The organism is Marinomonas sp. CT5 (assembly GCF_018336975.1).
GTDB lineage: Bacteria > Pseudomonadota > Gammaproteobacteria > Pseudomonadales > Marinomonadaceae > Marinomonas.
In genome coordinates, this window is record NZ_CP025572.1 from 2,934,551 (window position 1) to 2,955,662 (window position 21,112).

At 41.0% G+C, this 21,112-nt stretch carries 19 protein-coding genes; 7 read left to right on the forward strand and 12 right to left on the reverse strand.

Annotated elements, in window-relative coordinates; translation table 11 throughout:
• The first annotated feature begins 19 nt into the window (after window positions 1-19).
• Together C0J08_RS13845 and dapA are read left to right on the forward strand one after the other, a co-directional pair.
• Complete coding sequence (locus C0J08_RS13845) at window positions 20-2,635, forward strand: cyclic nucleotide-binding domain-containing protein (RefSeq protein ID WP_212652527.1); 2,616 nt, start codon at window positions 20-22, stop codon at window positions 2,633-2,635.
• A gap of 569 nt (window positions 2,636-3,204) precedes the next feature.
• Window positions 3,205-4,077, forward strand: a complete 873-nt coding sequence (gene dapA, locus C0J08_RS13850) for a 4-hydroxy-tetrahydrodipicolinate synthase (RefSeq protein ID WP_212652528.1) — start codon at window positions 3,205-3,207, stop codon at window positions 4,075-4,077.
• A gap of 68 nt (window positions 4,078-4,145) precedes the next feature.
• Here dapA and C0J08_RS13855 read toward each other — a convergent pair whose 3' ends face one another.
• Window positions 4,146-4,385, reverse strand: coding sequence for a GlsB/YeaQ/YmgE family stress response membrane protein (locus C0J08_RS13855; RefSeq protein ID WP_212652529.1), 240 nt, complete (start codon window positions 4,383-4,385; stop codon window positions 4,146-4,148).
• Window positions 4,386-4,622: 237 nt separating this feature from the next.
• Between C0J08_RS13855 and C0J08_RS13860 the strand changes: the two genes are divergently transcribed.
• Window positions 4,623-5,306: a P-loop NTPase family protein gene (locus C0J08_RS13860; protein ID WP_212652530.1), complete on the forward strand. Its 684-nt coding sequence runs from the start codon at window positions 4,623-4,625 to the stop codon at window positions 5,304-5,306.
• Between the two features lie 94 nt (window positions 5,307-5,400).
• Here C0J08_RS13860 and C0J08_RS13865 read toward each other — a convergent pair whose 3' ends face one another.
• Together C0J08_RS13865 and C0J08_RS13870 are read right to left on the reverse strand one after the other, a co-directional pair.
• Window positions 5,401-6,264 carry an oxaloacetate decarboxylase gene (locus C0J08_RS13865; RefSeq protein ID WP_212652531.1) on the reverse strand — a complete coding sequence of 288 codons (864 nt, stop codon included), beginning with the start codon at window positions 6,262-6,264 and terminating at the stop codon, window positions 5,401-5,403.
• Window positions 6,265-6,543: 279 nt separating this feature from the next.
• Entirely contained in the window at window positions 6,544-8,283 is a 1,740-nt protein-coding gene (locus C0J08_RS13870) for a tannase/feruloyl esterase family alpha/beta hydrolase (protein ID WP_212652532.1), read from the reverse strand.
• Between the two features lie 342 nt (window positions 8,284-8,625).
• Between C0J08_RS13870 and C0J08_RS13875 the strand changes: the two genes are divergently transcribed.
• Together C0J08_RS13875 and C0J08_RS13880 are read left to right on the forward strand one after the other, a co-directional pair.
• Entirely contained in the window at window positions 8,626-9,912 is a 1,287-nt protein-coding gene (locus C0J08_RS13875; RefSeq protein ID WP_212652533.1) for a cation:proton antiporter, read from the forward strand.
• A 176-nt stretch (window positions 9,913-10,088) separates the two neighbouring features.
• Complete coding sequence (locus C0J08_RS13880) at window positions 10,089-10,943, forward strand: alpha/beta fold hydrolase (protein ID WP_212652534.1); 855 nt, start codon at window positions 10,089-10,091, stop codon at window positions 10,941-10,943.
• 15 nt (window positions 10,944-10,958) lie between these two features.
• Here the strand turns inward: C0J08_RS13880 and C0J08_RS13885 are convergent, their stop codons facing one another.
• Window positions 10,959-11,612, reverse strand: coding sequence for a hypothetical protein (locus C0J08_RS13885; RefSeq protein ID WP_212652535.1), 654 nt, complete (start codon window positions 11,610-11,612; stop codon window positions 10,959-10,961).
• 161 nt (window positions 11,613-11,773) lie between these two features.
• On the opposite strand from C0J08_RS13885, the gene C0J08_RS13890 reads away from it, so the two are divergent.
• Window positions 11,774-12,688: a homocysteine S-methyltransferase family protein gene (locus C0J08_RS13890; RefSeq protein WP_212652536.1), complete on the forward strand. Its 915-nt coding sequence runs from the start codon at window positions 11,774-11,776 to the stop codon at window positions 12,686-12,688.
• 77 nt (window positions 12,689-12,765) lie between these two features.
• Here C0J08_RS13890 and C0J08_RS13895 read toward each other — a convergent pair whose 3' ends face one another.
• From C0J08_RS13895 to rluF, 7 genes are all read right to left on the reverse strand, one after another.
• Entirely contained in the window at window positions 12,766-13,359 is a 594-nt protein-coding gene (locus tag C0J08_RS13895) for a PqiC family protein (RefSeq protein WP_212652537.1), read from the reverse strand.
• A gap of 15 nt (window positions 13,360-13,374) precedes the next feature.
• Complete coding sequence (gene pqiB, locus C0J08_RS13900) at window positions 13,375-15,021, reverse strand: intermembrane transport protein PqiB (protein ID WP_212652538.1); 1,647 nt, start codon at window positions 15,019-15,021, stop codon at window positions 13,375-13,377.
• Entirely contained in the window at window positions 15,018-16,289 is a 1,272-nt protein-coding gene (locus C0J08_RS13905) for a paraquat-inducible protein A (protein ID WP_212652539.1), read from the reverse strand. The genes pqiB and C0J08_RS13905 overlap by 4 nt, the downstream gene beginning before the upstream one ends.
• 209 nt (window positions 16,290-16,498) lie before the next feature.
• Window positions 16,499-16,981: an LEA/WHy family protein gene (locus tag C0J08_RS13910; RefSeq protein WP_212652540.1), complete on the reverse strand. Its 483-nt coding sequence runs from the start codon at window positions 16,979-16,981 to the stop codon at window positions 16,499-16,501.
• Window positions 16,982-16,984: 3 nt separating this feature from the next.
• Window positions 16,985-17,986 (reverse strand): hypothetical protein, encoded by a 1,002-nt coding sequence (locus tag C0J08_RS13915; protein ID WP_212652541.1) that lies wholly within the window; start codon window positions 17,984-17,986, stop codon window positions 16,985-16,987.
• 23 nt (window positions 17,987-18,009) lie between these two features.
• A complete protein-coding gene (locus C0J08_RS13920; protein ID WP_212652542.1) occupies window positions 18,010-18,363 on the reverse strand; it encodes a DMT family protein in 354 nt (117 codons plus the stop codon).
• A 474-nt stretch (window positions 18,364-18,837) separates the two neighbouring features.
• On the reverse strand, window positions 18,838-19,893 hold the full coding sequence (gene rluF, locus C0J08_RS13925) for a 23S rRNA pseudouridine(2604) synthase RluF (protein ID WP_212652543.1): 1,056 nt from the start codon (window positions 19,891-19,893) through the stop codon (window positions 18,838-18,840).
• A gap of 246 nt (window positions 19,894-20,139) precedes the next feature.
• Here rluF and C0J08_RS13930 point away from each other — a divergent pair, with 246 nt between their 5' ends.
• Window positions 20,140-20,625 (forward strand): cytochrome b, encoded by a 486-nt coding sequence (locus C0J08_RS13930; RefSeq protein ID WP_212652544.1) that lies wholly within the window; start codon window positions 20,140-20,142, stop codon window positions 20,623-20,625.
• Window positions 20,626-20,653: 28 nt separating this feature from the next.
• Here C0J08_RS13930 and C0J08_RS13935 read toward each other — a convergent pair whose 3' ends face one another.
• The gene (locus C0J08_RS13935) at window positions 20,654-21,013 is read right to left on the reverse strand and encodes a ribbon-helix-helix domain-containing protein (protein WP_110573210.1); all 360 of its coding nucleotides are present in this window, start codon (window positions 21,011-21,013) and stop codon (window positions 20,654-20,656) included.
• Between the last annotated feature and the right edge of the window lie 99 nt (window positions 21,014-21,112).

Genomic DNA, 21,112 nt, shown 5'->3' on the forward strand with positions numbered 1-21,112 from the left:
ACAGATTTGAGGTAAAAAAATGGATATCACAAAACACATAAATACCCTTCCCTTTATGGCCGACCTTGACGCAGAACTCGCATCATCGTTAATTGACCTCGCATCCATCACTAATCTAAAAGCAGGTGACATTCTGGCCAAACAGTTCGAGATTGGTCAAAACATATATTTCCTTTTAGAAGGCGAAGTGGCTATTTCTGTTCCACTGCAAGATACAGGCAAATCTTATAACGTTGGCACCATAAGTAACCCACTTTCACCAATTGGCTGGTCTGCTTTTCGCCACCCTTCTCGCTATGCTACAACATTCACGGCGACCAAATCTTCTAAATTGATTACTTGGCCAATTGTTGAGTTACAAAAAATACTCGATGCGAATTTACTCTTTGCTAGCCAGTTTTTACAGTTTGTCTACCAAGAATCGTTACCAGTATTAACCAATGTACAAAACCAAACTCGCCCATTCTTTTCCAATGAGTCATTAGCTTTTGAAGAAACTCGCCCACTAATTGACTCAGAAACCCAAATTCACGCGCTAAAAGACGCAACCAGCTTACTGAGTTATGCACCATTTTGTGAAACTTTCACCCAAGCAGAGATACACGCCTTAGCCAAAAAGTCATCAATTTTATTAGCTCATCAAGGCGATATATTAAGCCAACAAGATCAACCTGCAGATGGTCTATACATCCTAATTAAAGGCAAAATTATTGTCAGTTATCAAACCGACACAGGGGATGTTATTACCACCCGAACAATTGCAAGAAAAGGTACCGTTCTCGCTTGGGCCACACAAGACACTATGATGAAAAATCGTACGTCGATTATTTCCTCCAGAGACAGCAGCGTTTTATTTATAAAGCGTGATGACCTGTTGGAAATATTCAAAGATAACCCTAAATTTTCAGTAAAATATTTATATCGACTTATTTGGTTAATTGGTACTCATTTACTCGCTGCGAGAATGCGCTATCTTTCACAAATAGCCAATGATGAAGTGCTAGCTGTGAGTAATGTAATTGATCAAAACGCAGCTCTATTACCAGTGAGTTCCCCTCTTTATAAAGTCAGTGAATTACTCAAAAGTGCCATTACCACGGATGAAGCATTTGGAGTCCTGTACAAATGTCTGCATTTTGGTTGTGTTTTAGAAAGAACCATTTCAGGAATGTGCTTGGATATTCTTAAAGACTTACAGCGTGAAAATGCATTTTATCGTCATCTACAAAATGTCTATGACACCATTAATAGCTTACCGAAAGACACACCAGCATTAGACGCCAGACGTTTAAGCACAGAACTATTTAACCAAGCTTTCCAACAAGTTCCTTATGTTATAAAAGGGCTGGAGAACTTACCGAAGAAAGCGGGTTCGTTGTTTATTTATAACCACTTGCTGGGCTCTCCAACCAACCGTCTACCAAATGGTTTTCGCTTTTCTATGGATGCGCAATTTATTGGTACCATGATCATTGATAAAGAATACGGCATATCTGGACAACGAGTAGTACGTCGCAGTAAAGAAAGCGAATTTTGGCGCGATGATTTTTATAGCCGCTTTGGCAACATCTTTATTAATAGTTGGGAAGGGCTGACTAAAGACACACTAGAATACGATGAATTTATCAAGCAATCCCAAGATACTCTACGCCAAAACTTCCCATTGATGATATCTCCAGAAGGACAAAGTTTTGGTACTCACCAATCCCCTGGAGCGCTTCTACCCCATGCTTTTGAGTTAGCAGGCTCTATGAATGATGAAGAGCCTTGGATTGTGCCAGTTGTAGTAGCAAACTTTGATAAACGTGCCGATCATAACCTTTATACGGTTATCATCAAGCCCGCCTTTAAACTGTCTACTAGAGTGGATTATAAAGATAAGAAAGCGCTGAACAAATTCCTGCTTTCCTACCAAGAAGAATACAAAGGCTATGTTAATGAAGCCGTTGAGCTTTCAAGAGAAATCCGCCAATACCCTATATTTAGTGGAAAAAAAGGCTATCGTTCTAATGTCATGAGCCTAAACCAAATTGATGTGGAATTTGAATCAGATGTTCGAGAGCTTGAATTCCACCTCGCCTATCAAGAATACAAAGAGCAACCCGTAGCTTTCTATGGTTCATCCACTGTGCGCTCATGGAATGACTTTACAAACAATTTCAGAGACAAAAACGCTGTTAATTTAGGATTTAGTGGTGCAACTTTGGAAGCTTGTGTCTATTATTTTGAGCGTATCATCTTGCCTCACAAACCTCGTTCTATGGTTATTTATGCCGGTGATAACGATATTGGTAACCATCATGACAGCAACAAAGTCGTCGACCTCTACATTGAGTTACTACAAAAGATAGACCGCTATTTACCTGGAATTCCGGTGACTTTGATCAGCATAAAATGCAGTCCAACACGGCTAAAGGTTCGCTCCACAATAGAGCAAACCAACAAACAACTAATACGACTTGCAAAAACACGTCCGAACACTCAATACGTGGACTTATTTTCAACCTTGCTCGATAAAAACGGAGAGATTAAAGAAAACCTGTTTGAAGGAGATAAACTCCATTTGAATGAAAAAGCCTATGCACTTTGGACCAAAAAGCTACTTGAAACAGAAAGTTTTATCTTTAACAAATAAAATCCAAGACCTTCAAAGTCTAACAATGCTCTAAATGAAGTGACGCTCTAATAGATCACATCATTTAGAGCGTTTTTTTAGAGTCAAATTAATGCGCTAACAACCTCTTTTAAACCAAGCAAAATCAACATGCTCCCCATTACTCTATCAACCCAAACCGTATGACGGCGTAACCATGAAAGTATCGGGCCACACGTCAACAACAAGGCCGCAATGACATACCGTATCAATCGCGACGAGCACACCCCATAATTGAAAATTGATCAAAGCGTTTATTTCGGCGGAAACCAATTTAAGGGCGACACACTAATAAAAAACATGACTACGTATTGACCTTTTTTCTAAAAAAGGCCAGCATAGAGAAACAAACTATATTTCAGCAAAGATTTACCATTACCCTATGAATAACAACATCTTAAATAAACGCAACGGCGATAAACGTAAGGCTAAAAAGCTTTGCGACGCTGACGTGTGGAATTAAGACTTATATAACTCCCCGGCAGCATTCTTGCTGACGGTTCCTCTTTCCTTTTCAGCAGAATGCATACCGGCCCAAATGAGGCGACAGTATGTTTTACGGTGCAATCACAGCATTAATTACTCCTTTTAAAAATGGTCAATTAGACGAAGACGCATTGCGTAAAATTGTTCGTTGGCAAATTGATCAAGGTATCAATGGCTTAGTTCCAGTGGGCACCACTGGCGAATCTCCAACATTAAGCGAACACGAACACAAACGTGTGATTGAAATTACTGTTCAAGAAACCAACAAAGCAGTTCCTGTTCTTGCTGGTGCAGGCTCTAACAACCCTGTTGAAGCCGTCAACTATTCAGAATATGCCTATCAAGCTGGCGCTGATGCAACGTTACATGTAGCCGGTTACTACAATCGTCCAAACCAAACAGGCTTATACGAACACTTCAAATACGTCCATGACAACAGCAAGCTTCCTATTATTCTTTACAACATTCCACCACGGTCAGTTGTCGGACTGGAAGTTAGTACATTGGCTCGCTTAGCTGAATTACCACGAGTCATTGGTGTAAAAGATGCCACTGGAGACTTGACACGCCCTATACGAGAACGTGCATTAATTAATAAGCCTTTCAATTTTTTAAGTGGCGACGATGTCACTTCAGTGGCTTATAACATCGGTGGTGGCAATGGCTGCATTTCGGTTGCCTCCAACGTTGCACCAAAACAAATAGTAGAGCTACATCGCCTATGTCGTGAAGGTAAATACGAGGAAGCAGCACAATTGCAAGACAAACTCTTTGCCTTACATTGCGCACTCTTTATCGAGCCTAATCCAGCAGGAGCAAAATACGCGATGTCACTATTAGGCCTTTGCACTGAAGAATGTCGCTTACCAATGGTGCCTTTGCAAGACAGTACAAAAGCCACCATTCGCCGCATTATGGAAGAACTGGAACTTATCTAAAATTAATTTAAAAGAACCATAAAAAAGCCCGCATCTAAGAGCGGGCTATTTTATCAATAAAGTCTTATCTAGGATTTGGCGAGCCGAACAACATAAAGCAATATAATGGCACCTACAGTTGCCGTAACAAGCGAACCCAAAAAGCTCCCTGCATACAAACCGAGCAATTGAAAAGTAAAACCACCAATAAAAGAACCCACTACGCCAATAACAATATTACCAATCAAACCAAAGCCGCCACCTTTTACAAGCTGACCTGCTAACCAACCCGCCAAGGCACCAATAAACAAAAAAGCTAAGATCTCCATAAAATGATCCTTATATTATGTAATTGACAGTCATTTAGACTAGCACCTATTGGCTGAACAACCTAGAAAAGCAACCAAAAGCCCTTTACTACTACCCCATATATTCTTTTTTCTGTTACTTTGTCATGAAAGTGCCAAGCTTTTTCAAGCAATATTGATAGCATGTATTTCAAACAACCAATGCGTACAGTAAATCCTTCAAACATGATCAAGTTATACTTCGATGAGGAAAATTAGATGAGCAAGGTACATTTTGTCGGCGGTGAAAAAGGCGGCGTAGGAAAATCTATGACTGCTCGTGTTTTAGCACAGTTTTATATTGATACAGATCGACCTTTTTTAGGTTTTGATTGCGATGCTTCTCACAGTACTTTTTCACGTTTTTATAGCGAATTCGCCTCTCCAATTTTAATAGGAGAAGAAGACAGTCTCGATGGTATGTTAGCCGCTATTGAAGAATACCCTGATCGAGACTTAATAATTGACCTCGCTGCTCAAGCAGCACAACCATTGGGAAAATGGATTGAAGAAACCGATGTATTTGGTTTGCTAGATGAGATGGGGTATCAAGTCTGTTTATGGCATGTTATGGACGATGGCGCCGACTCAGTAATACTTCTGGATAATTTGCTGGAGCGTTACACTCAACCATCGGTTGATTTTGTCGTCGTGCAAAACTTAGGACGCGGAACAGACTTCTCACGCTTCCAAAAATCTGACACGTTTCACAAAGTCATTAATCGCGAAGCATTAATCATCGAGCTACCCAAACTGCAAAGTAAGTTAACGCAAAAAATAGACTTCAACAACAGCAGCTTTTGGGCTGTAGCAAACGATAAAAGCATTATGAACATTGCCGAAAGACAACGAATGAAAGTCTGGCTACGTAATACTTACGAGCAATTAGCTCAGCTTGGTTAATAGTTTTGATTGCTTTGAGTAACGAAGAAGGCATAAAAGGGCGACTGCCTAGCAGTAGCCCTTTTTTTAGGACGAGACAAGACACACAGTCGAATTATTCTTGCACATCCATATACTTGTTCGCCCACTCACGATTTTCTTCCAAAGTAGAGTAGCGTGTAGACAACTCTGAAGCATTTAACGTCCCTTCAGCAATACCTCGCTGCTCACGCAAGCAATCATAAGTTGCTTTAATTGCTGCAAAATACGCTGCATGGCCATTTACAACAATACGAACACCATTCCTTGCAAGACGTTCACGATCGCGTAATTCAGGATTATCGTAAGCAACAAGCATGATAGGAATAGTGATGTGCTGGCTAATTTCTTCCAAATGAGCAAAATCACGAATACCAACCATACAAATACCGTCAACACCCACCTCTTGATAAGCCTTAACACGAGCAATCGTCTCTTCCGTCGTCAATTGACCCGCGTTAGTACGAGCAATAATGCTCATAATAGGGTCAATACGAGCCTCCAAGGCTGCTTTTAATTTACCAACCGCTTCTTCAACTGGAATCAAATCCGTAGACTTATGGCCATACTTGGCTGGTAGCAAGGTATCTTCAATAGTTAAAGCGGCAACGCCGGCACGTTCAAGCTCAACAATAGTACGCATGACATTGAGTGCGTTACCGTAACCATGATCAGCATCAGCAATAATTGGCAAACGGGCAACGCGACCAATTCGAGTCGCTTGCTCGGTAAATTCACTCAGGGTAATCAACGCAAAGTCTGGAGCAGCCAAAACCTGCAGAGAAGCAACAGACCCACCTAAAATACCAACTTCAAAGCCAAGATCTGCTGCAATTCGAGCTGACATAGGATCAAAAGTAGAAGCGGTGTAATAACACTGACCACTTGCGAGTAATGCCCGAAAATCATTGCGCAAATCATGCTGGGAAGGTGTTGCCATAAAATACTCCTAAAGAATGTCACTAACTTTCATATAGTGTAAATGGCGCAGATTATAACCCCCTTGCGGACTTGCTTCATCTAATTCAGACCAAATGGTTAGGTTTTGTAAGTAAACTACATAGCAAAAGATCTATATCTTCAAGAAATATAGAGGCTTACTCAAAAAAGAAAAAATCAGGGATATGAATTAGACCAGCATGAAATGATTAGGACCAACCTATAAAAAACGAAAGGCTCACCCATTTTCATAGGCAAGCCTTTAGATCAGAAAGGCGTATTACATGCTTTGAGGAGTTTTACACGAAAAGCTACTTGCACTTTCTACATTGCCTTTGCCATCGTACATGGCAACACTTGGATAAGGACAAAGAGGTCTGGTACGCGTCGCACTCCAAGATGCAGGTATTTCCTTGTTAACACCACCTGGGTTCCCTTCGCCGCGCGCAGAAGCAATCACCTGCTCAGGCTGTTCTCCTTTTTCCACCCAAGCAACAAGAGGCGTTAACATATCAAACTGATCGGTTGATTTACCACCACTGCAGTGCCCCATTCCAGGCACAGGATAGAATTGCGCGAAATCGCTAGCATGTCCATTGTTTTTGGCATCTAACGCCTTATACCAAGCTTCGGTATCGTCCACAGAAAATATCGCATCAGACACACCATGATAGACCATTATTTTCCCACCCTTATCACGTAAAGAAGACATATCTTCTGGTGAAGGCGGCGCCATAAACGACATGGCAGATTCTTTATAAACACCAGAAACCGCATTTACCTTTTCCACAAGCTCATCAATATTGGCGCTCCAAACAAAGTCTGCACCACTAAAGTTTCGAATATTATAGTCTTTGAGCGCTACAGGAGGCGTACTAAAAATCATCGCTACTGCGCCAGAATCTCGCTCAATGGGTGAACCATATTCCCAAAGAATGTGATAGCTATCATTAATACCTGCATCATATGGAAAAGAGGAATAGATAAGCTTGCCATCGCTGGTAGTTACCCCCTGAAAAATACTATCAACCGCGTCTTTTTGTGGTTGAGTAAGACAAGAACCGTCTCTATCAGATTGACAAGTCGGCACATCCTTTTGAATGCTAAAAGCGGTTTGGCAAGACTTAAAGTCTTGAATCAAGCCATCTTTGAGGCCATCGAGAGCATCACACTTAGCCAATATCGAATTCGAAACCATTGTTCGTTCAGCAAGTGTAAAAGAGGTTTGGAGATCTTTTTTGTCCGTATTAGGAACGGACGCATAAGCATGAGCGCCCGCAATACTTGCTACAGCGGCAAGTGGCAAACGATATCCAGGCGCACCGACCAAAATACCATCGTAATCATCAGCATATCGAGTCGCGGCAATCATGGCATGACGACCACCATTAGAACAACCAGCAAAATAACTACGGTCCGGATCTCGCCCATACACTTGATGAATCACAGTTTTTGCCATTGGCGTTAGCTTAGCAACCGCTTGATAGCCGTAATCCAGCCTTGCTTGAGGATCATAAGCAAAGGTAGGAATAGGTTTGTCATGGCCAGCATCGGAACTAATCACAGCAAATCCCTGCATCAAAGCACCAGTTAACGGGCCACCACCCCATTTACCCTCTGCGGTTCTGACTGAGCCATCTAACCCACCGTTTGCTTGGTAAAGAAAGCGCCCATTCCATTTTTTCGGTAAACGTAGTTCAAATCCAATAGCATAAGGTTTTCCATCAACCTCACCAATGCGCTCGTGCATTTTCCCCTTTACTAAACAGTGTTCTCCAACATCATTATTACCTAGTTTTAGTACACCTTTGTCTACTGTTTCGACAGAATCAATCTGTGTATTGCTTGCCGTCAAAATAGATGACAGACCTTCACAACTAGAAGCAAGCACTGACGCCTTAGCCTCACTCAATTGCGGTAAATTGGTCTGAGAGGTTGCAGCATTAGCGAGGCTGCCATAAACAAGACAGCCTCCTATAGTCAAACTAAGTAAACTTGATTTAGATAAGCCTTGATACATAAAAAAACCTTCCATATTGTTTTTATATTAATTGTTTTCAACCTAAACAGAATAAAAGAGATAAAGGAAAAAGAAGAATTGCTTTTTTGCTTAAGTCATTCAAAAGATGCACAGAACAAGCTCGATAAGTTGTAATTTTCCTACATAAACATAAGAAAAACTCATTAGAATGTATTTTATGAAATAAAATTTCCTAATTTTTGATAAAAATCAGTTTTTAGATCGCCTTTTCGTACAGGGAAACAGTGACAGACAGAAGCTCTAAGGATAACATACTGCCCCAGCATCTCTCATGCACCCCTTTTTGGTTCTCAATCTTATTGATAATGTTAAGGTTCAAAAATGAACGCTTGGTATCTAATCTGCTTTCTATCGGCACTAGCGGTCTTCATCGCTTTTACCAACCAATATATCTTGAAAATGCAAACAACAATTGCCATTACAACAGGTTCTGTTGTGATTTCTTTATTGTTAATTCTTGCTGTAAAAATGCTTGGAGATGAAACGGCATTGTTCGTCACTCAAGTTGTATCAGGGATAGATTTTAATCAGCTATTATTAAAAGGCATGCTGGGCTTTTTATTATTTGCTGGTGCGTTAGAAATTGATCTGGCTGCTTTAAAAAGACAACGGTGGGAAATTACTATTTTGGTATTATTTTCCACTCTAGCCTCTACTTTTATTGTTGGCTATTTGAGCTTCTACATATTCGAGTTACTTAACTTTCCGATACCTTTCATTTATTGCCTACTCTTCGGAGCCTTGATTAGTCCAACCGACCCCATTGCCGTATTGGCAATTATCAAGCAAATGAGCGCACCGCAAGGCATCTCAATCCAAGTAGAAGGAGAATCTCTGTTTAACGATGGCGTAGGTCTCGTCATTTTCACCACAATATTTGCAGTCGCCTTTTATGGAACAGAAGCAAACTTTAAAGAGGTTGCAGAATTATTCTTAGTCGACGCAATTGGCGGTATCGTATTTGGTTTGGTCATCGCTGTTGTAGGTCACTTTGTGATCATTAACTGTAAAGACATCAACACTCGTCTATTAGTTACCTTAACGATTCCCTCTGCCGGCTTTGCTCTTGCTAATATTTGGGAAATTTCTGGCGCCCTGGCGATGGTGACAAGCGGCATCTTACTGGGGAATATCACCCGAGCCAAAGCTTCTAAGAGACGCGGTCCTGATGGAACGCGTTATGTGAAAGATTTCTGGCACGCAACAGACAGTTTTTTAAACGCCCTACTTTTCCTTATCATAGGTATGTTGATTGTCACCATGCCAATAACCTGGGAAATAATAGGCTTAGGTTTAATCATGGTACCAATTGTACTGTTTGCTCGTTTTATTAGCGTTGGTAGCCCTTACATGATTTTTAAACGCTACCGTGAATACGATAAGCACTCAGTGAAAATACTTACGTGGGGAGGGTTAAGAGGAGGCTTGGCGCTTGCTATGGCGGCGGCCATTCCAACGAATAACATGATGATTGAAGGAATGGATCTACATGACATCATAGTCATTATTACCTATGTTGTCGTAATTTTCTCCATTATAGTACAGGGATTGACCATCTCCCCCTTGATTCAGAAAAGTATTCAAGCGGCAAAAGATAAAGCAGAATAAATCATCCGAAGCTTATTCCTATAATAAAGGTCAACATTATGTTGGCCTTTATTACTTTAGATAGACTAAGCGCTATATTTCTTTGATAAGCATGCCCTAGATCACGAAATTCCCCTCAAAGACCCTATAAAATGATTTTATAAGTACACTAAACCTTGAAAGTAGGTAGGTCATTGATGTTAAAGACATCTCCTAGAAAGTATGTAGCTGAAGAAATAATACAACGCAATAATATCAATATAGTTGGTCATGGCGAAGAAACGCTTTTGCTGGCACATGGCTTTGGCTGCAATCAGAATATGTGGCGCTTTATACTTCCTTACCTATGTGAAAAATACCAAGTGGTTTTGTTCGATTATGTTGGCAGTGGCCGTTCAGATTTTTCCGCTTATCAGCAAGATCGCTATCATCAACTTGAAGGCTATGCCTTAGACATTATTGAAATCTGTGACACTTTAAAATTAACAAACATTATTTTTGTCGGTCATTCCATTAGCAGCACCATTGGCTGGATTGTTTCAGTTGCTCGACCTGATTTGTTCTCTAAAATGGTGGCAATCTGCCCTTCTCCTTGTTTTCTCAATTTAGGGAAAGAGTACCAAGGTGGTTTTGAAAAAACAGATCTTGAAAACTTAATCCAGTTAATGAACAAAGATTATATTGGCTGGGGGAATTACTTAGCGCCGATGGTTATAGGGAAAAACTTACCCCAAACAGAACAAAGTAGTGACAATGAAACCGATACCTTACTACAAGAGCTGCTAACGAGCTTTTGTTCTACTGATGTTACTTACTCAAAACCCTTTGCGGAAGCGACGTTTTTTTCTGATTATCGAAATATGCTTCCTAGTGTTACTCATCCCTGCTTGATCTTACAAAGCTCAAATGATGCTTTGGTGGCCGTTGATATTGGTAAATATGTACAACGCAACTTACAAAACGCGAAATTGGAAATTATCGAAGCCAATGGTCATTGTTTACATATGACACACCCAATGCATGTTCTTAATGCTATAAAAGCATTTATCTAAAATAATGTTTTTTAGTTATGGCGTTTCTCGACGCACTGAAAATATTGCACCATTCTCATAAAATTTAAGTAACTCTCGAACGTTAAAAGGCGTCATAACATCCGTATAATAAAATGCTTCTAGAGCCTTTCCGTTATGAAGATCCTTTCTTACGCCACTTTTGCCATTATATGCATGGGTGCTACTTTGCACCTCTACAACATTAAGATTTACCGCGACAACGACCATAGTGCCGTATTTATAAACCGGATCTTCGTTTTTAAAAATTTTTGAAAAATCCACACCATAGACATCATTGACTTTTGGCTTTTGCAGATAAGCAAGTGTCTTACTTTCCTGCTCCGCATTAAAGTAATCTACGGCAAGAAAAAAGCAGGGGACAATGATAGCCCACACTTCAATCGGTAAAAAAAGTAAAGTATGAGCAGAAGACAGACTCTTTTTTCCCGTTTCAGAGTTCACATGAACAATGCGATCACGACGGTTTAAAGAATAACCTATCACCCCCACACCCAATGCCACCACAGTTAGGGAAATGAGTTTGACCCAACGATTATCGCTGTAGAACCCCTCTCCCATAAAGTAGTCGACAACCAACTGAACATCGACAAAGAAAGCAATGAAAATAATAGGGGCAATCCAGCCCCGTCCTTTCCAAATTGGTAACATTTTCATTCCCTATTTTTGAAGACCGATCCCCATTAAATTTTAATTCTCCATAAAACACAAGACAGTCAAATCAGGCAAAGAATCACTTGCTGGAATTTGTCATTGAATACTTAAAAAATATCTCTAAAATCGCGCCATACAAAAACACTCTAGGATTTTATATGACATTATTTACCATTCTTGATGGCGGTATGGGCCGAGAACTTGAGCGCCGCGGAGCACCTTTCAAACAACCAGAATGGTCAGCGTTAGCATTGATGGAAGCACCAAATATTGTGAAGGAAGTACATCAATCTTACATAGCCAGTGGATCACGTGTGATCACTACCAACAGTTATGCGTTAGTGCCCTTTCACATTGGCGAAAAGACCTTTAAAGAGCGAGGCCGTGAATTGGCCATGCTATCCGGTAAAGTTGCTCGTGAAGCCGCAGATGAAAGTGGAACGGGGACAAAAGTAGCTGGCTCACTTGCGCCTTTGTTTGGTTCATATCGTGCAGACTTGTATCAAGCCGATCAAGTTGAAGAGTTAGCAACACCACTTATCGAGTCACTTAATCCTTATGTGGATCTTTGGTTATCTGAAACACAAAGTTTGATCGATGAAACCTCTCGAGTAAAAGCCCTTGTTGATAAAATTGATTCCGACCATAAGCCATTCTGGGTGGCCTTTACTCTAGAAGACTCTGAGACAACAAAAGAGCCTTTACTACGTTCAGGGGAAACTGTTGTCGATGCGGTAAAGGCAATGCTAGATATTGGTGTAGACGCCATTTTATTTAACTGTAGTCAGCCAGAAATCATCGGTGAAGCCATTCAAGTAACAAAGCAGACCTTGTCTTCTATGAATGCTAATCAAATCCAAATCGGTGCTTATGCTAATGCCTTTCCACCACAACCTAAAAATGCAACCGCAAACGATGGCTTAGATGAGATACGTGAAGACCTAACACCACCGGCTTATCTCAGCTGGGTTGAACAATGGGTAAAAGACGGAGCAACTTTAATCGGAGGCTGTTGTGGCATTGGCCCAGAACACATAGCTGTTATGGAAGAGTTCAACCAAGCCAATTCATAAAGAAATGAAGCAAGCAATAAAAAGGGACAGTGGATCACATCCTCCTGCCCCTTTTTATTGCCGATAAACCGTTCGAACTAGTTAAAAGACTGAGCGATTTCTTTCGCCATTGGATCAATGACTTTCTCAAACCAACTTGCAGAAAGCGTTTGTACCATAGTCGTATAACCATCTGCTGGCAGCCTATTTTTTACATGAAAGGTATCCGTAGCGGTTAATTCTCCCATTGCCGAAATCACTTGCCATCGACCTGATATATGAACCATACCTTGCAAGTCAGCATAAAAATCATCCACTTCTATATTTAAGATGGCAATTGCGTAGGATGGTAAGCGCTGACCACCAAACCAAGTAATATTAGGTAAAGTCTTTTCTAAACGTTGCTGTGTTAAACGAGTCAATTGTGGAGCAAGTGATTCCGCCCATAAATTGCCTTGTGAGCGATGAACCTCACCTTGCTTAGTGACTAATACAATCTCATTACCAGCCAAATAATTGGCCACTACAATCGGCATCAACTGAATAGACATTTTTTTAGTCAACTGAGCTTGTGCCTTATTTAACCCAGCATCCATCAATAAATATTCATTACTGGTAACAACAGGTGAAGCACACCCCGTCAACATCGAACCCAGTAAAAACAGAACAAACAAATAACCTTTCATTTTCATTCAATTCCTTAACAACTATCTTGCCGCTTTCGGTTGCACATCAACTCGTGGCTTACTATCAAATATCAACGTATTTGGTTTTTCTCTCAATTGACGAAGCAAAGGCTGTAACTCGTTTAAGGCTCGACCTAATGACACCATATTCTCTTTTAATGGACGACCAATTTGCCCGTTGGCCTGATAAGTTTCAAGCGTCAAATTTAACTCTTTTATAGTCGCTGCAAGATCTACGGGAATTTGCTGTGTTTCCGTTTTTTCTAGCAACAGCTTAACGCTTTTACTCATTTCTTGAAGTTGATGCAAAGTTTTGTTTGCTTCGCTCATTGTCTGACCAAGCTGTTCAAATGTTTTATTAAGCTGAACTTGAGATAAATTATCTAATATCGTACCCACTTTAGACTCAATGTTGGCAAACACATCAGGACCAGTTGGGAAAATTTTATAGCCATCAAATTCTTGCATCTTAACCGGGGTCGGGTTCTGCATAAAATCGAGACTGATGACCTTAGCAGCATTCAGATAATTACCAATAACCAAGGTCGCTCGTAAGCCTTTTTTTATTCGATCCTCAATCAAAGCATTCCAGTTTTGCAAGGAAACAGAGTCCGAAGTTTCCAAAGAATACAAGCGTTGTGGTTCTATTCTCGCACGCACTGGAATCAAAGGTGTATCAAGAGAAGTCAAAGACTCCATAGAAATACCATTAAAAGGCACATCCAATACAGTCCCCACTCTTACACCACGAAACTCTACTGCTGCTCCAGTCTTTAAACCACTGACATTACTGTCAAACAAAAAAACATAATCAATGAACTTGTCATAAACATTATTTAAGGCGCTTTCTTGCGATGAGAATAAACGAAATTCAGCCATATCATGAACCGCTTTTCCAGCAGAACGACCTTTAGGCAAACCAAACGAAATACCACCAGCAAACAAGGTTTCTAAAGAATCAAGACGCACTTCAAAGCCACTGGCTGAGCTTTTAAATGACAAACCTGGAGTCATCCAAAATTGGGAAGCACTGTTGACTAAAGCATCATAAGGCGACCGAATCACGACCCGATAAATGATCGCTCCTTTTTCTGAATCAAAGCCGACCTTTTCAACATAACCGACTTCATACCCCCGAAAATGTACTAAAGCACCAACGTCTAATTTAGACCCTTCCGTACTTGATAATACGATACGAACACCCTCATTTTCAGTAGAAAGTGGAGGCTGACCAAGCAGTGTAAATTCCGTCTGCAATCTCCCTTTCATACCCGGTTTCATATCAATATAAGCCCCCGATAGTAGCGTTCCCAAGCCACTTACCCCTTCTTTACCAACACGAGGCTTCACCACCCAAAATTTTGCATCATCACGCAACATATCTTGAGTACCTTGATTCATCCGCACCTTAACAATGGCTTTTTCGTAATCATCGCTTAGATGAATATCAATGACATTTCCTACATCAACATTACGCGACTTAAGCTTTGTTTTGCCCATTTCTAAACCATCAGCATTCGCAGCAACTAAAGTAATAATGGGGCCTTGGCTTGACCAATTTTCATAGAGCATCCAACCCGCAACCGTAAGCGCAATTAAAGGTACTAACCATATGGAATTAAATCGAACCTTTCGCATGCTTTCGATTTGATTGTTCGGATCACTCACTCTTTTCTCTCCCTTAAAGCAGACACACTAACGACCGTATCTTTATCCCATAATAACCTTGGATCAAATGTCATTGCTGCCAACATGGTTAACACAATCACCGACGTAAATGATAAAACCGCAGGCCCTGGCAAAATAGACATAAAATTCCCCATTTGTACCAAGCTTGTCAAAATAGCCACGACAAAAACATCAATCATCGACCAGCGCCCTACAAATTCAGTAATACGATACAACTTTATTTTTTGTTCAGTAAACTGCCGACTCGGATAGCAACTTTGCCAACATAACCAACCTAACGCCAACACCTTTGCCAAAGGAATAATGACACTTGCAACGAAAATAATAACAGCAACGGGATATGACCCCAGTGACCACAACAGCAACACCCCACCCATAATGGTAGAAGGCTCTGTATTACCTAAGAAAGTCGTCTCCATAATCGGAAATATATTCGCAGGGACATACATGACTAATGACGCAATTAATAACGCCACGGTTGTACTAATACTTTTAGGTCGCCGACTATAAACAGAATGACCGCAGCGATCACAATGCTTATCATGACCATTCACTGTTGCACCGCAAAACTGACAGCCAATTAACCCCTGTTGCTTAGCCGTTGCCGCCATTTTAGGAAAGACTTGCCTCTGACCAGCAACCTGATTCCACAACCAACGTTTATCAACCAAAGAAACTGTCTTCAAGAGTAAAAGCACATAGCCACAAAATGCCCAAAACGACAGCTCTAAAGAAATATCGGCTAAGCTACTCATTTTAACCAAAGCAACCAAAACGCCGACTAAAAAAACATCCACCATCAACCAAGGCTGTATCACTGTAATCCAGCGAAGACAATAGCGCTGAGCAAAACCTAGCATATCTTGATGTTGAAAAGACCAGACCAAAAATAAAAGAGAAAAAAGATAAACAGCAGGCAACACAAACAGAGCCAAGCTAATCAAAGCTCCTAATAGGAGATAGCCTTGACCGAGTAAAACACTGAGCGTATCAAACAAACTAACAGTACGTTCAATACCATTGGAAGAAAAGCCCAAAAAGGAAAAGCTAACGGCTAACGCAAGCATTAATAAAGTCGACAGACCCGCACTCATAATTCGAATTGAAACGAATTTGTGCACACTTAACAAAACATGACCACAATGCTGGCACCGAAAACGCTCACCGCCTTGTAATGGAGGAATCTCGTTAACAAAATCACACTCTTCACAAGTCGTTATATTTTCATAGAATTCCGTATGACCCATAATAAAAAACCACGACTCGAATGATCCCAATAAAAGCCCATAAACTCATCTATCTAACATGAAGATACTGATAATAATCAAGCAATGAAAGATATGACTAGCAAATAGTAAAAGCCTATCCCCTTCGTTATTGCCTATTCCAGTTATGATTACCTGAAATAAATGAATATTTGTTTAAAGCCAATAGCCAGAGTACGTAAAATTCACGATTAAAAAAACATTTCTAACGGTTTAGGCACGGAAAGAACACCTGAATAATCAACCGACACAGCCCAGTCTCCGAGTACAGGGACATTGATCGTCACATCACCTTTCACAACATAATCCAGCCCATTTTTATCCGGCAACCCCTCTACACTTTTAAGGATTTGATCAAACATGAGTGTCACTGGCAGACGTATACTATTACTGTCTTTTGCTGGTATCGTCACACTGATATCGGACTTACTTATCTTCGCGACTGTATTTTTATTTATCGATAGATCCAGATCGACACCAACCGTTTTAAGCTCGAAGGTGTTCGGATTATCTAATTTCACCTCCAGCAACAAAGTCATGGAATCCGTGGAGACACTTTTAAGCGAAACACCTTCTACTGTTACCGTCGGCTTTTCAACATCCATCGTTTCCTGCAGAGCACTACAACCTGACAACCACAAAATGAGTGCCATACCGATAAGGCGGGATATCATAACCTATACCTTTTTAATAACGGGAAGGTAAGCTTGAATACGCTCAGGCAGCCTTTGCACAAAACTAGACCGCACTGTATGCCAATAAAAAGACAGCAATAATAAAGCGCCACCCATTACGATTCCGGTCACAGCAAAGCTATAACCCACGCCGCCATAATGTTCAAACAAACTTACTAACGCATAAATTACATACATCAGCGATGAGACCATGAAAGCGCGGCGATCAATTGAGATAGACACCAGTGTCATCAATAAATACAGAAGTACAATCAACAGCATATTGCTCAAGCTTTCATTGCCTTCTAACACTCCTAAGTTGAAAAATATAGGATGGATAATCAAAGGGGCAGACAATAAATGCAGCCAAAACGCCACATCCGACTTACGTGTCGTGCGACTCGTATCACCGGCATCCCAATACATGGCTAGCGCAAACGCCACACAGCCACATAAAAATACCGTCACCCATAGGAAATCCTCAACCCCAGGTACAAGACTCATCACGGTAGAACCCAATAAACCTAACGCGGTTCCTGTACCGACAGCCACGGTAATCGGCACATAAAACCTACGCCAGTGGAGATAAGTAGCAAGCGTGGCAATGGCGGTAGAAAAGATAACCGCATAACTAGACTGAGCACTCACAAACGACCCAGCAAAATTAAACGCGCCACCAACAAAAGTCAGCAGCAACACAATAGCAGGCAAAGCCATTTTTCTGCGTTTTACAAAAACTTCAGACAACCCCCAAGACAAGGCCGTAAAAACCAAATACCCTAAACTCTCATTAATTGGCGACACCACCCAAAGCGATGAAAACAGCAAAAGCGCACAGGCAATCACAATAAAAATATCGTTAAAGCCTCCGACTAAACGAAAGTTTTCTTCATCCACCGCTGAAGTGTCTTTTGAAGAAGCGACAAGCTCACGAAACGCCTCTACCGAAGCCGCAGAAAAAACGCCCTGCTTCACAGCCAAATTTAAATCTTCATCGCTGTACATAACCATCCTTAAATACCCAACTGTTACACGCTAAACTTACTACGAAAAGCAAAATACACAGCGCCTACAAGACATAACCCAGCCCAAAGATAATCCAACTTTAAAGGCTCTTTTAAGTAATACACTGAAAACGGCACGAAGATCATCAAAGTAATCACTTCCTGCATAATTTTTAATTGCCCAACATTCAGTGCGGTATAACCAATACGATTCGCAGGGACTTGCAGCAAATACTCAAAAAGCGCAATCCCCCAACTTATCAACGCCGCGATAACCCATGGCTTGTTATTCAGCTCTTTCAAATGAGCATACCAAGCAAAGGTCATAAAAATATTACTACACACTAACAGGGAAACACTCAACGCAATAGGATGCATATACCCTTCTCAACAACACACTCTAAAGTAAAAGCCACTGCAAAATGGTCTTCATCAACCTCTTTGCCACATAGCGGCTCATTATAAGCAAAATACCACTCATCGCTTTAAAACTTACAATTAACAATCAAACCTTTACTTGCTCAGCAATAAGCACATACTCAGATGGCTACGAAACAGATTTCAACGCGTTCAAAATGCTAAGTAGCAAAAGCCCTAAAATAGGTCAAAACCAATCAAGGTTTTACCCTGATCACGAATGGTGACTATCATGAGTAAAGGTCAAAACAGTAAGAAAGATTCAAAGAAAAAGCCGCTGTTAACAGCAAAAGAAAAGAAAGCAGCGAAAGTGTCGAAGAAGTCGACCACCAATAATATTTTAGGAAACTAGCCAAACCTGTAATGCCACCATAAGGTTATAGTGGCATTACATTCAGTGAATCTAAGTCCTAATAACCATTAGGGCTTTTTGCTTTATGGTCGCGATGACTTCTGAGGACCTTTCCCTTTGGCAGGACGTTTGCCGTTAGGGTTAGACTTACCATGACTTTTTGGCGAGCCACCTGGCTTTCCAGACGGTCGCTTACCGCCATTATTTCCAGCAGGATTTTTACCCTCGCCAAAAGGTCGTCGATCTTTACCTTTCGACCCAGCCGGTTTTCTAGCGTCTTCTCGCGGATGCTTAGTATTACCCTTACTTGCACCTATGGGCTTAGGTTTTGAGGACGCTCTCGATTTTGCAGGCCCATCAGAACGTGTGTTTTTGCGCGGCCCATTTCGTGACTTTTTCGCTGGTGCACTGGCTTCGGAAGAAGAATCCTCAATCGACTTCAGCAACACCGACAGTTCTTTTTGAGTCAAGTCTCGCCATTCCCCAACGGGAACACCCTTCAAACTCACATTCATAATACGCGTGCGCTCAAGCTTCATAACCTCGTAGCCGAAGTACTCACACATACGACGAATTTGACGGTTCAGCCCCTGTACTAGAGTAATATTAAACACATTGGGCGCTACTTTTTTCACCGGGCACTTCTTCGTCATGGTCCCCAAAATAGGCACACCACCCGCTAACCCAGCAATAAAGTCATCTGTGATCGGTTTATTGACCGTCACCAAATATTCTTTCTCGTGATTATTTCCCGCTCTTAGAATCTTATTTACCAAATCGCCATTATTGGTCAAAAAGATCAAGCCTTGGGAATCTTTATCCAAACGACCAATAGGAAAAATACGCACGCCATGACCAACAAAATCAACAATATTGTTTCTTTCAGAGCTTTCCGTGGTACTGACAATCCCCACCGGTTTGTTTAACACAATAAAAACAAAATCATCCGCGTCTTGCGGCTCAATGATCTGACCATTCACTCGTACAGTATCACCCGCAACGACCTGATCCCCCACCGAAGCGCGCTTGCCATTAATGAACACATTGCCTTGTTCAATAAAGCGGTCCGCGTCTCTTCGAGAGCAAATACCGCTTTCGCTGATGTATTTATTTAAACGAGTAGAGGAAGTGTTAAACATAAAGTGCCGTTTTACCTAAAAGAAAGTCTTTCCTATTATAGAAAGAACCCTAACTGAATGAATCGTCAATAACGAGGTGGCGCACATTATATAGGAAATGCTTTCCGCATTTTAGGGAGAGTGGCAGAAATCTAAAAAATATAGTCTGAATAAAATAACAGGTTAAGAAAACCTTAATTTTGTTTCGCTACAGTTGATTAATAACAGCGAAAACACTTCGCCAATCAATTCAAAACGGAGATTAGCATGCAAAACCAAGAAAGAACTTACAACACGGCGCAGATATTACTGCACTGGGCCATAGCCGCTCTGATTATTTTCAACTACTTCGTCAGTGAAGGAATGGGGCGCGCATTTCATCAACACCTAGACGACAGCAACACAGGTTACGGCCTCGTATCCTCCCTGCACGTTTACGTTGGACTAGCCATTATTGCCTTGGTAGTCATACGCATTATTGTTCGATTGGCCTCTAGAAAAAGCAAAAGAGACTCACAGAACTTGCTCGATAAAATCTCACACATCATTCACGAAATCTTATATTTACTGATGTTTTTAGTGCCAGTATTTGGCGCCATCGCTTGGTATTTAGGCATTCACTTTATGGGCGATGTCCATGAAATTGCCATGAATATCATGATGACTTTGGTTTTACTGCACGCCGCAGCGGCCCTATTTCATCAATATGTACTGAAAGACGGAACACTATTGAAAATGCTGGGACAAAAATAGCAACCAATAAAGGGTTACTGACAAAGAATCATTGATGCGTCTCTAGATAATATTTTTCCTGTTCAAGAATACGATCCGTATTGAGAGACGCTATGCTCACGTCATGGGAGTGAGGCAACATACCAATAGTTTGCAAATGCAGATAACGCATTGCACAAACCCGTAAAAAAGAGGTGAAATTATCCAAGTTATGGCCAGCATCTAAAGCTTCATGATTGAGTTTGGCGATCATTTGCGACAAAGACAACTTATCTCGCTGTGCAATCTCTTCCAACGTAAACCAAAAGAAACTTTCTAAGCGAATACTGGTGACCATACCATCAATACGCAAAGACCGAGTGACATTTTCCCATAGACTAGGATCTGAATTCACAAAGAGCTTACACATTGTTTTTTTTCCTACTGAATGACGTTTTTATTATTAGAATGAAATAACGCAATGCAATCAGTTTAGCTGATGAAAAGGAAAAATAGTCGGGTGAGTTCG

What these genes read in the sequence shown, in the direction of transcription:
- C0J08_RS13895 (WP_212652537.1), bottom strand. Translation starts at nt 13,359, where the DNA reads ATGAAAATGAAAGGTTATTTGTTTGTTCTGTTTTTACTGGGTTCGATG.
- C0J08_RS13915 (WP_212652541.1), bottom strand. Translation starts at nt 17,986, where the DNA reads ATGTACAGCGATGAAGATTTAAATTTGGCTGTGAAGCAGGGCGTTTTT.
- C0J08_RS13930 (WP_212652544.1), top strand. Translation starts at nt 20,140, where the DNA reads ATGCAAAACCAAGAAAGAACTTACAACACGGCGCAGATATTACTGCAC.
- C0J08_RS13880 (WP_212652534.1), top strand. Translation starts at nt 10,089, where the DNA reads ATGTTAAAGACATCTCCTAGAAAGTATGTAGCTGAAGAAATAATACAA.
- C0J08_RS13875 (WP_212652533.1), top strand. Translation starts at nt 8,626, where the DNA reads ATGAACGCTTGGTATCTAATCTGCTTTCTATCGGCACTAGCGGTCTTC.
- C0J08_RS13910 (WP_212652540.1), bottom strand. Translation starts at nt 16,981, where the DNA reads ATGATATCCCGCCTTATCGGTATGGCACTCATTTTGTGGTTGTCAGGT.
- C0J08_RS13845 (WP_212652527.1), top strand. Translation starts at nt 20, where the DNA reads ATGGATATCACAAAACACATAAATACCCTTCCCTTTATGGCCGACCTT.
- C0J08_RS13905 (WP_212652539.1), bottom strand. Translation starts at nt 16,289, where the DNA reads ATGGGTCATACGGAATTCTATGAAAATATAACGACTTGTGAAGAGTGT.
- C0J08_RS13885 (WP_212652535.1), bottom strand. Translation starts at nt 11,612, where the DNA reads ATGTTACCAATTTGGAAAGGACGGGGCTGGATTGCCCCTATTATTTTC.
- C0J08_RS13865 (WP_212652531.1), bottom strand. Translation starts at nt 6,264, where the DNA reads ATGGCAACACCTTCCCAGCATGATTTGCGCAATGATTTTCGGGCATTA.
- C0J08_RS13920 (WP_212652542.1), bottom strand. Translation starts at nt 18,363, where the DNA reads ATGCATCCTATTGCGTTGAGTGTTTCCCTGTTAGTGTGTAGTAATATT.
- C0J08_RS13855 (WP_212652529.1), bottom strand. Translation starts at nt 4,385, where the DNA reads ATGGAGATCTTAGCTTTTTTGTTTATTGGTGCCTTGGCGGGTTGGTTA.
- C0J08_RS13860 (WP_212652530.1), top strand. Translation starts at nt 4,623, where the DNA reads ATGAGCAAGGTACATTTTGTCGGCGGTGAAAAAGGCGGCGTAGGAAAA.
- C0J08_RS13890 (WP_212652536.1), top strand. Translation starts at nt 11,774, where the DNA reads ATGACATTATTTACCATTCTTGATGGCGGTATGGGCCGAGAACTTGAG.
- dapA (WP_212652528.1), top strand. Translation starts at nt 3,205, where the DNA reads ATGTTTTACGGTGCAATCACAGCATTAATTACTCCTTTTAAAAATGGT.
- C0J08_RS13935 (WP_110573210.1), bottom strand. Translation starts at nt 21,013, where the DNA reads ATGTGTAAGCTCTTTGTGAATTCAGATCCTAGTCTATGGGAAAATGTC.
- C0J08_RS13870 (WP_212652532.1), bottom strand. Translation starts at nt 8,283, where the DNA reads ATGTATCAAGGCTTATCTAAATCAAGTTTACTTAGTTTGACTATAGGA.
- rluF (WP_212652543.1), bottom strand. Translation starts at nt 19,893, where the DNA reads ATGTTTAACACTTCCTCTACTCGTTTAAATAAATACATCAGCGAAAGC.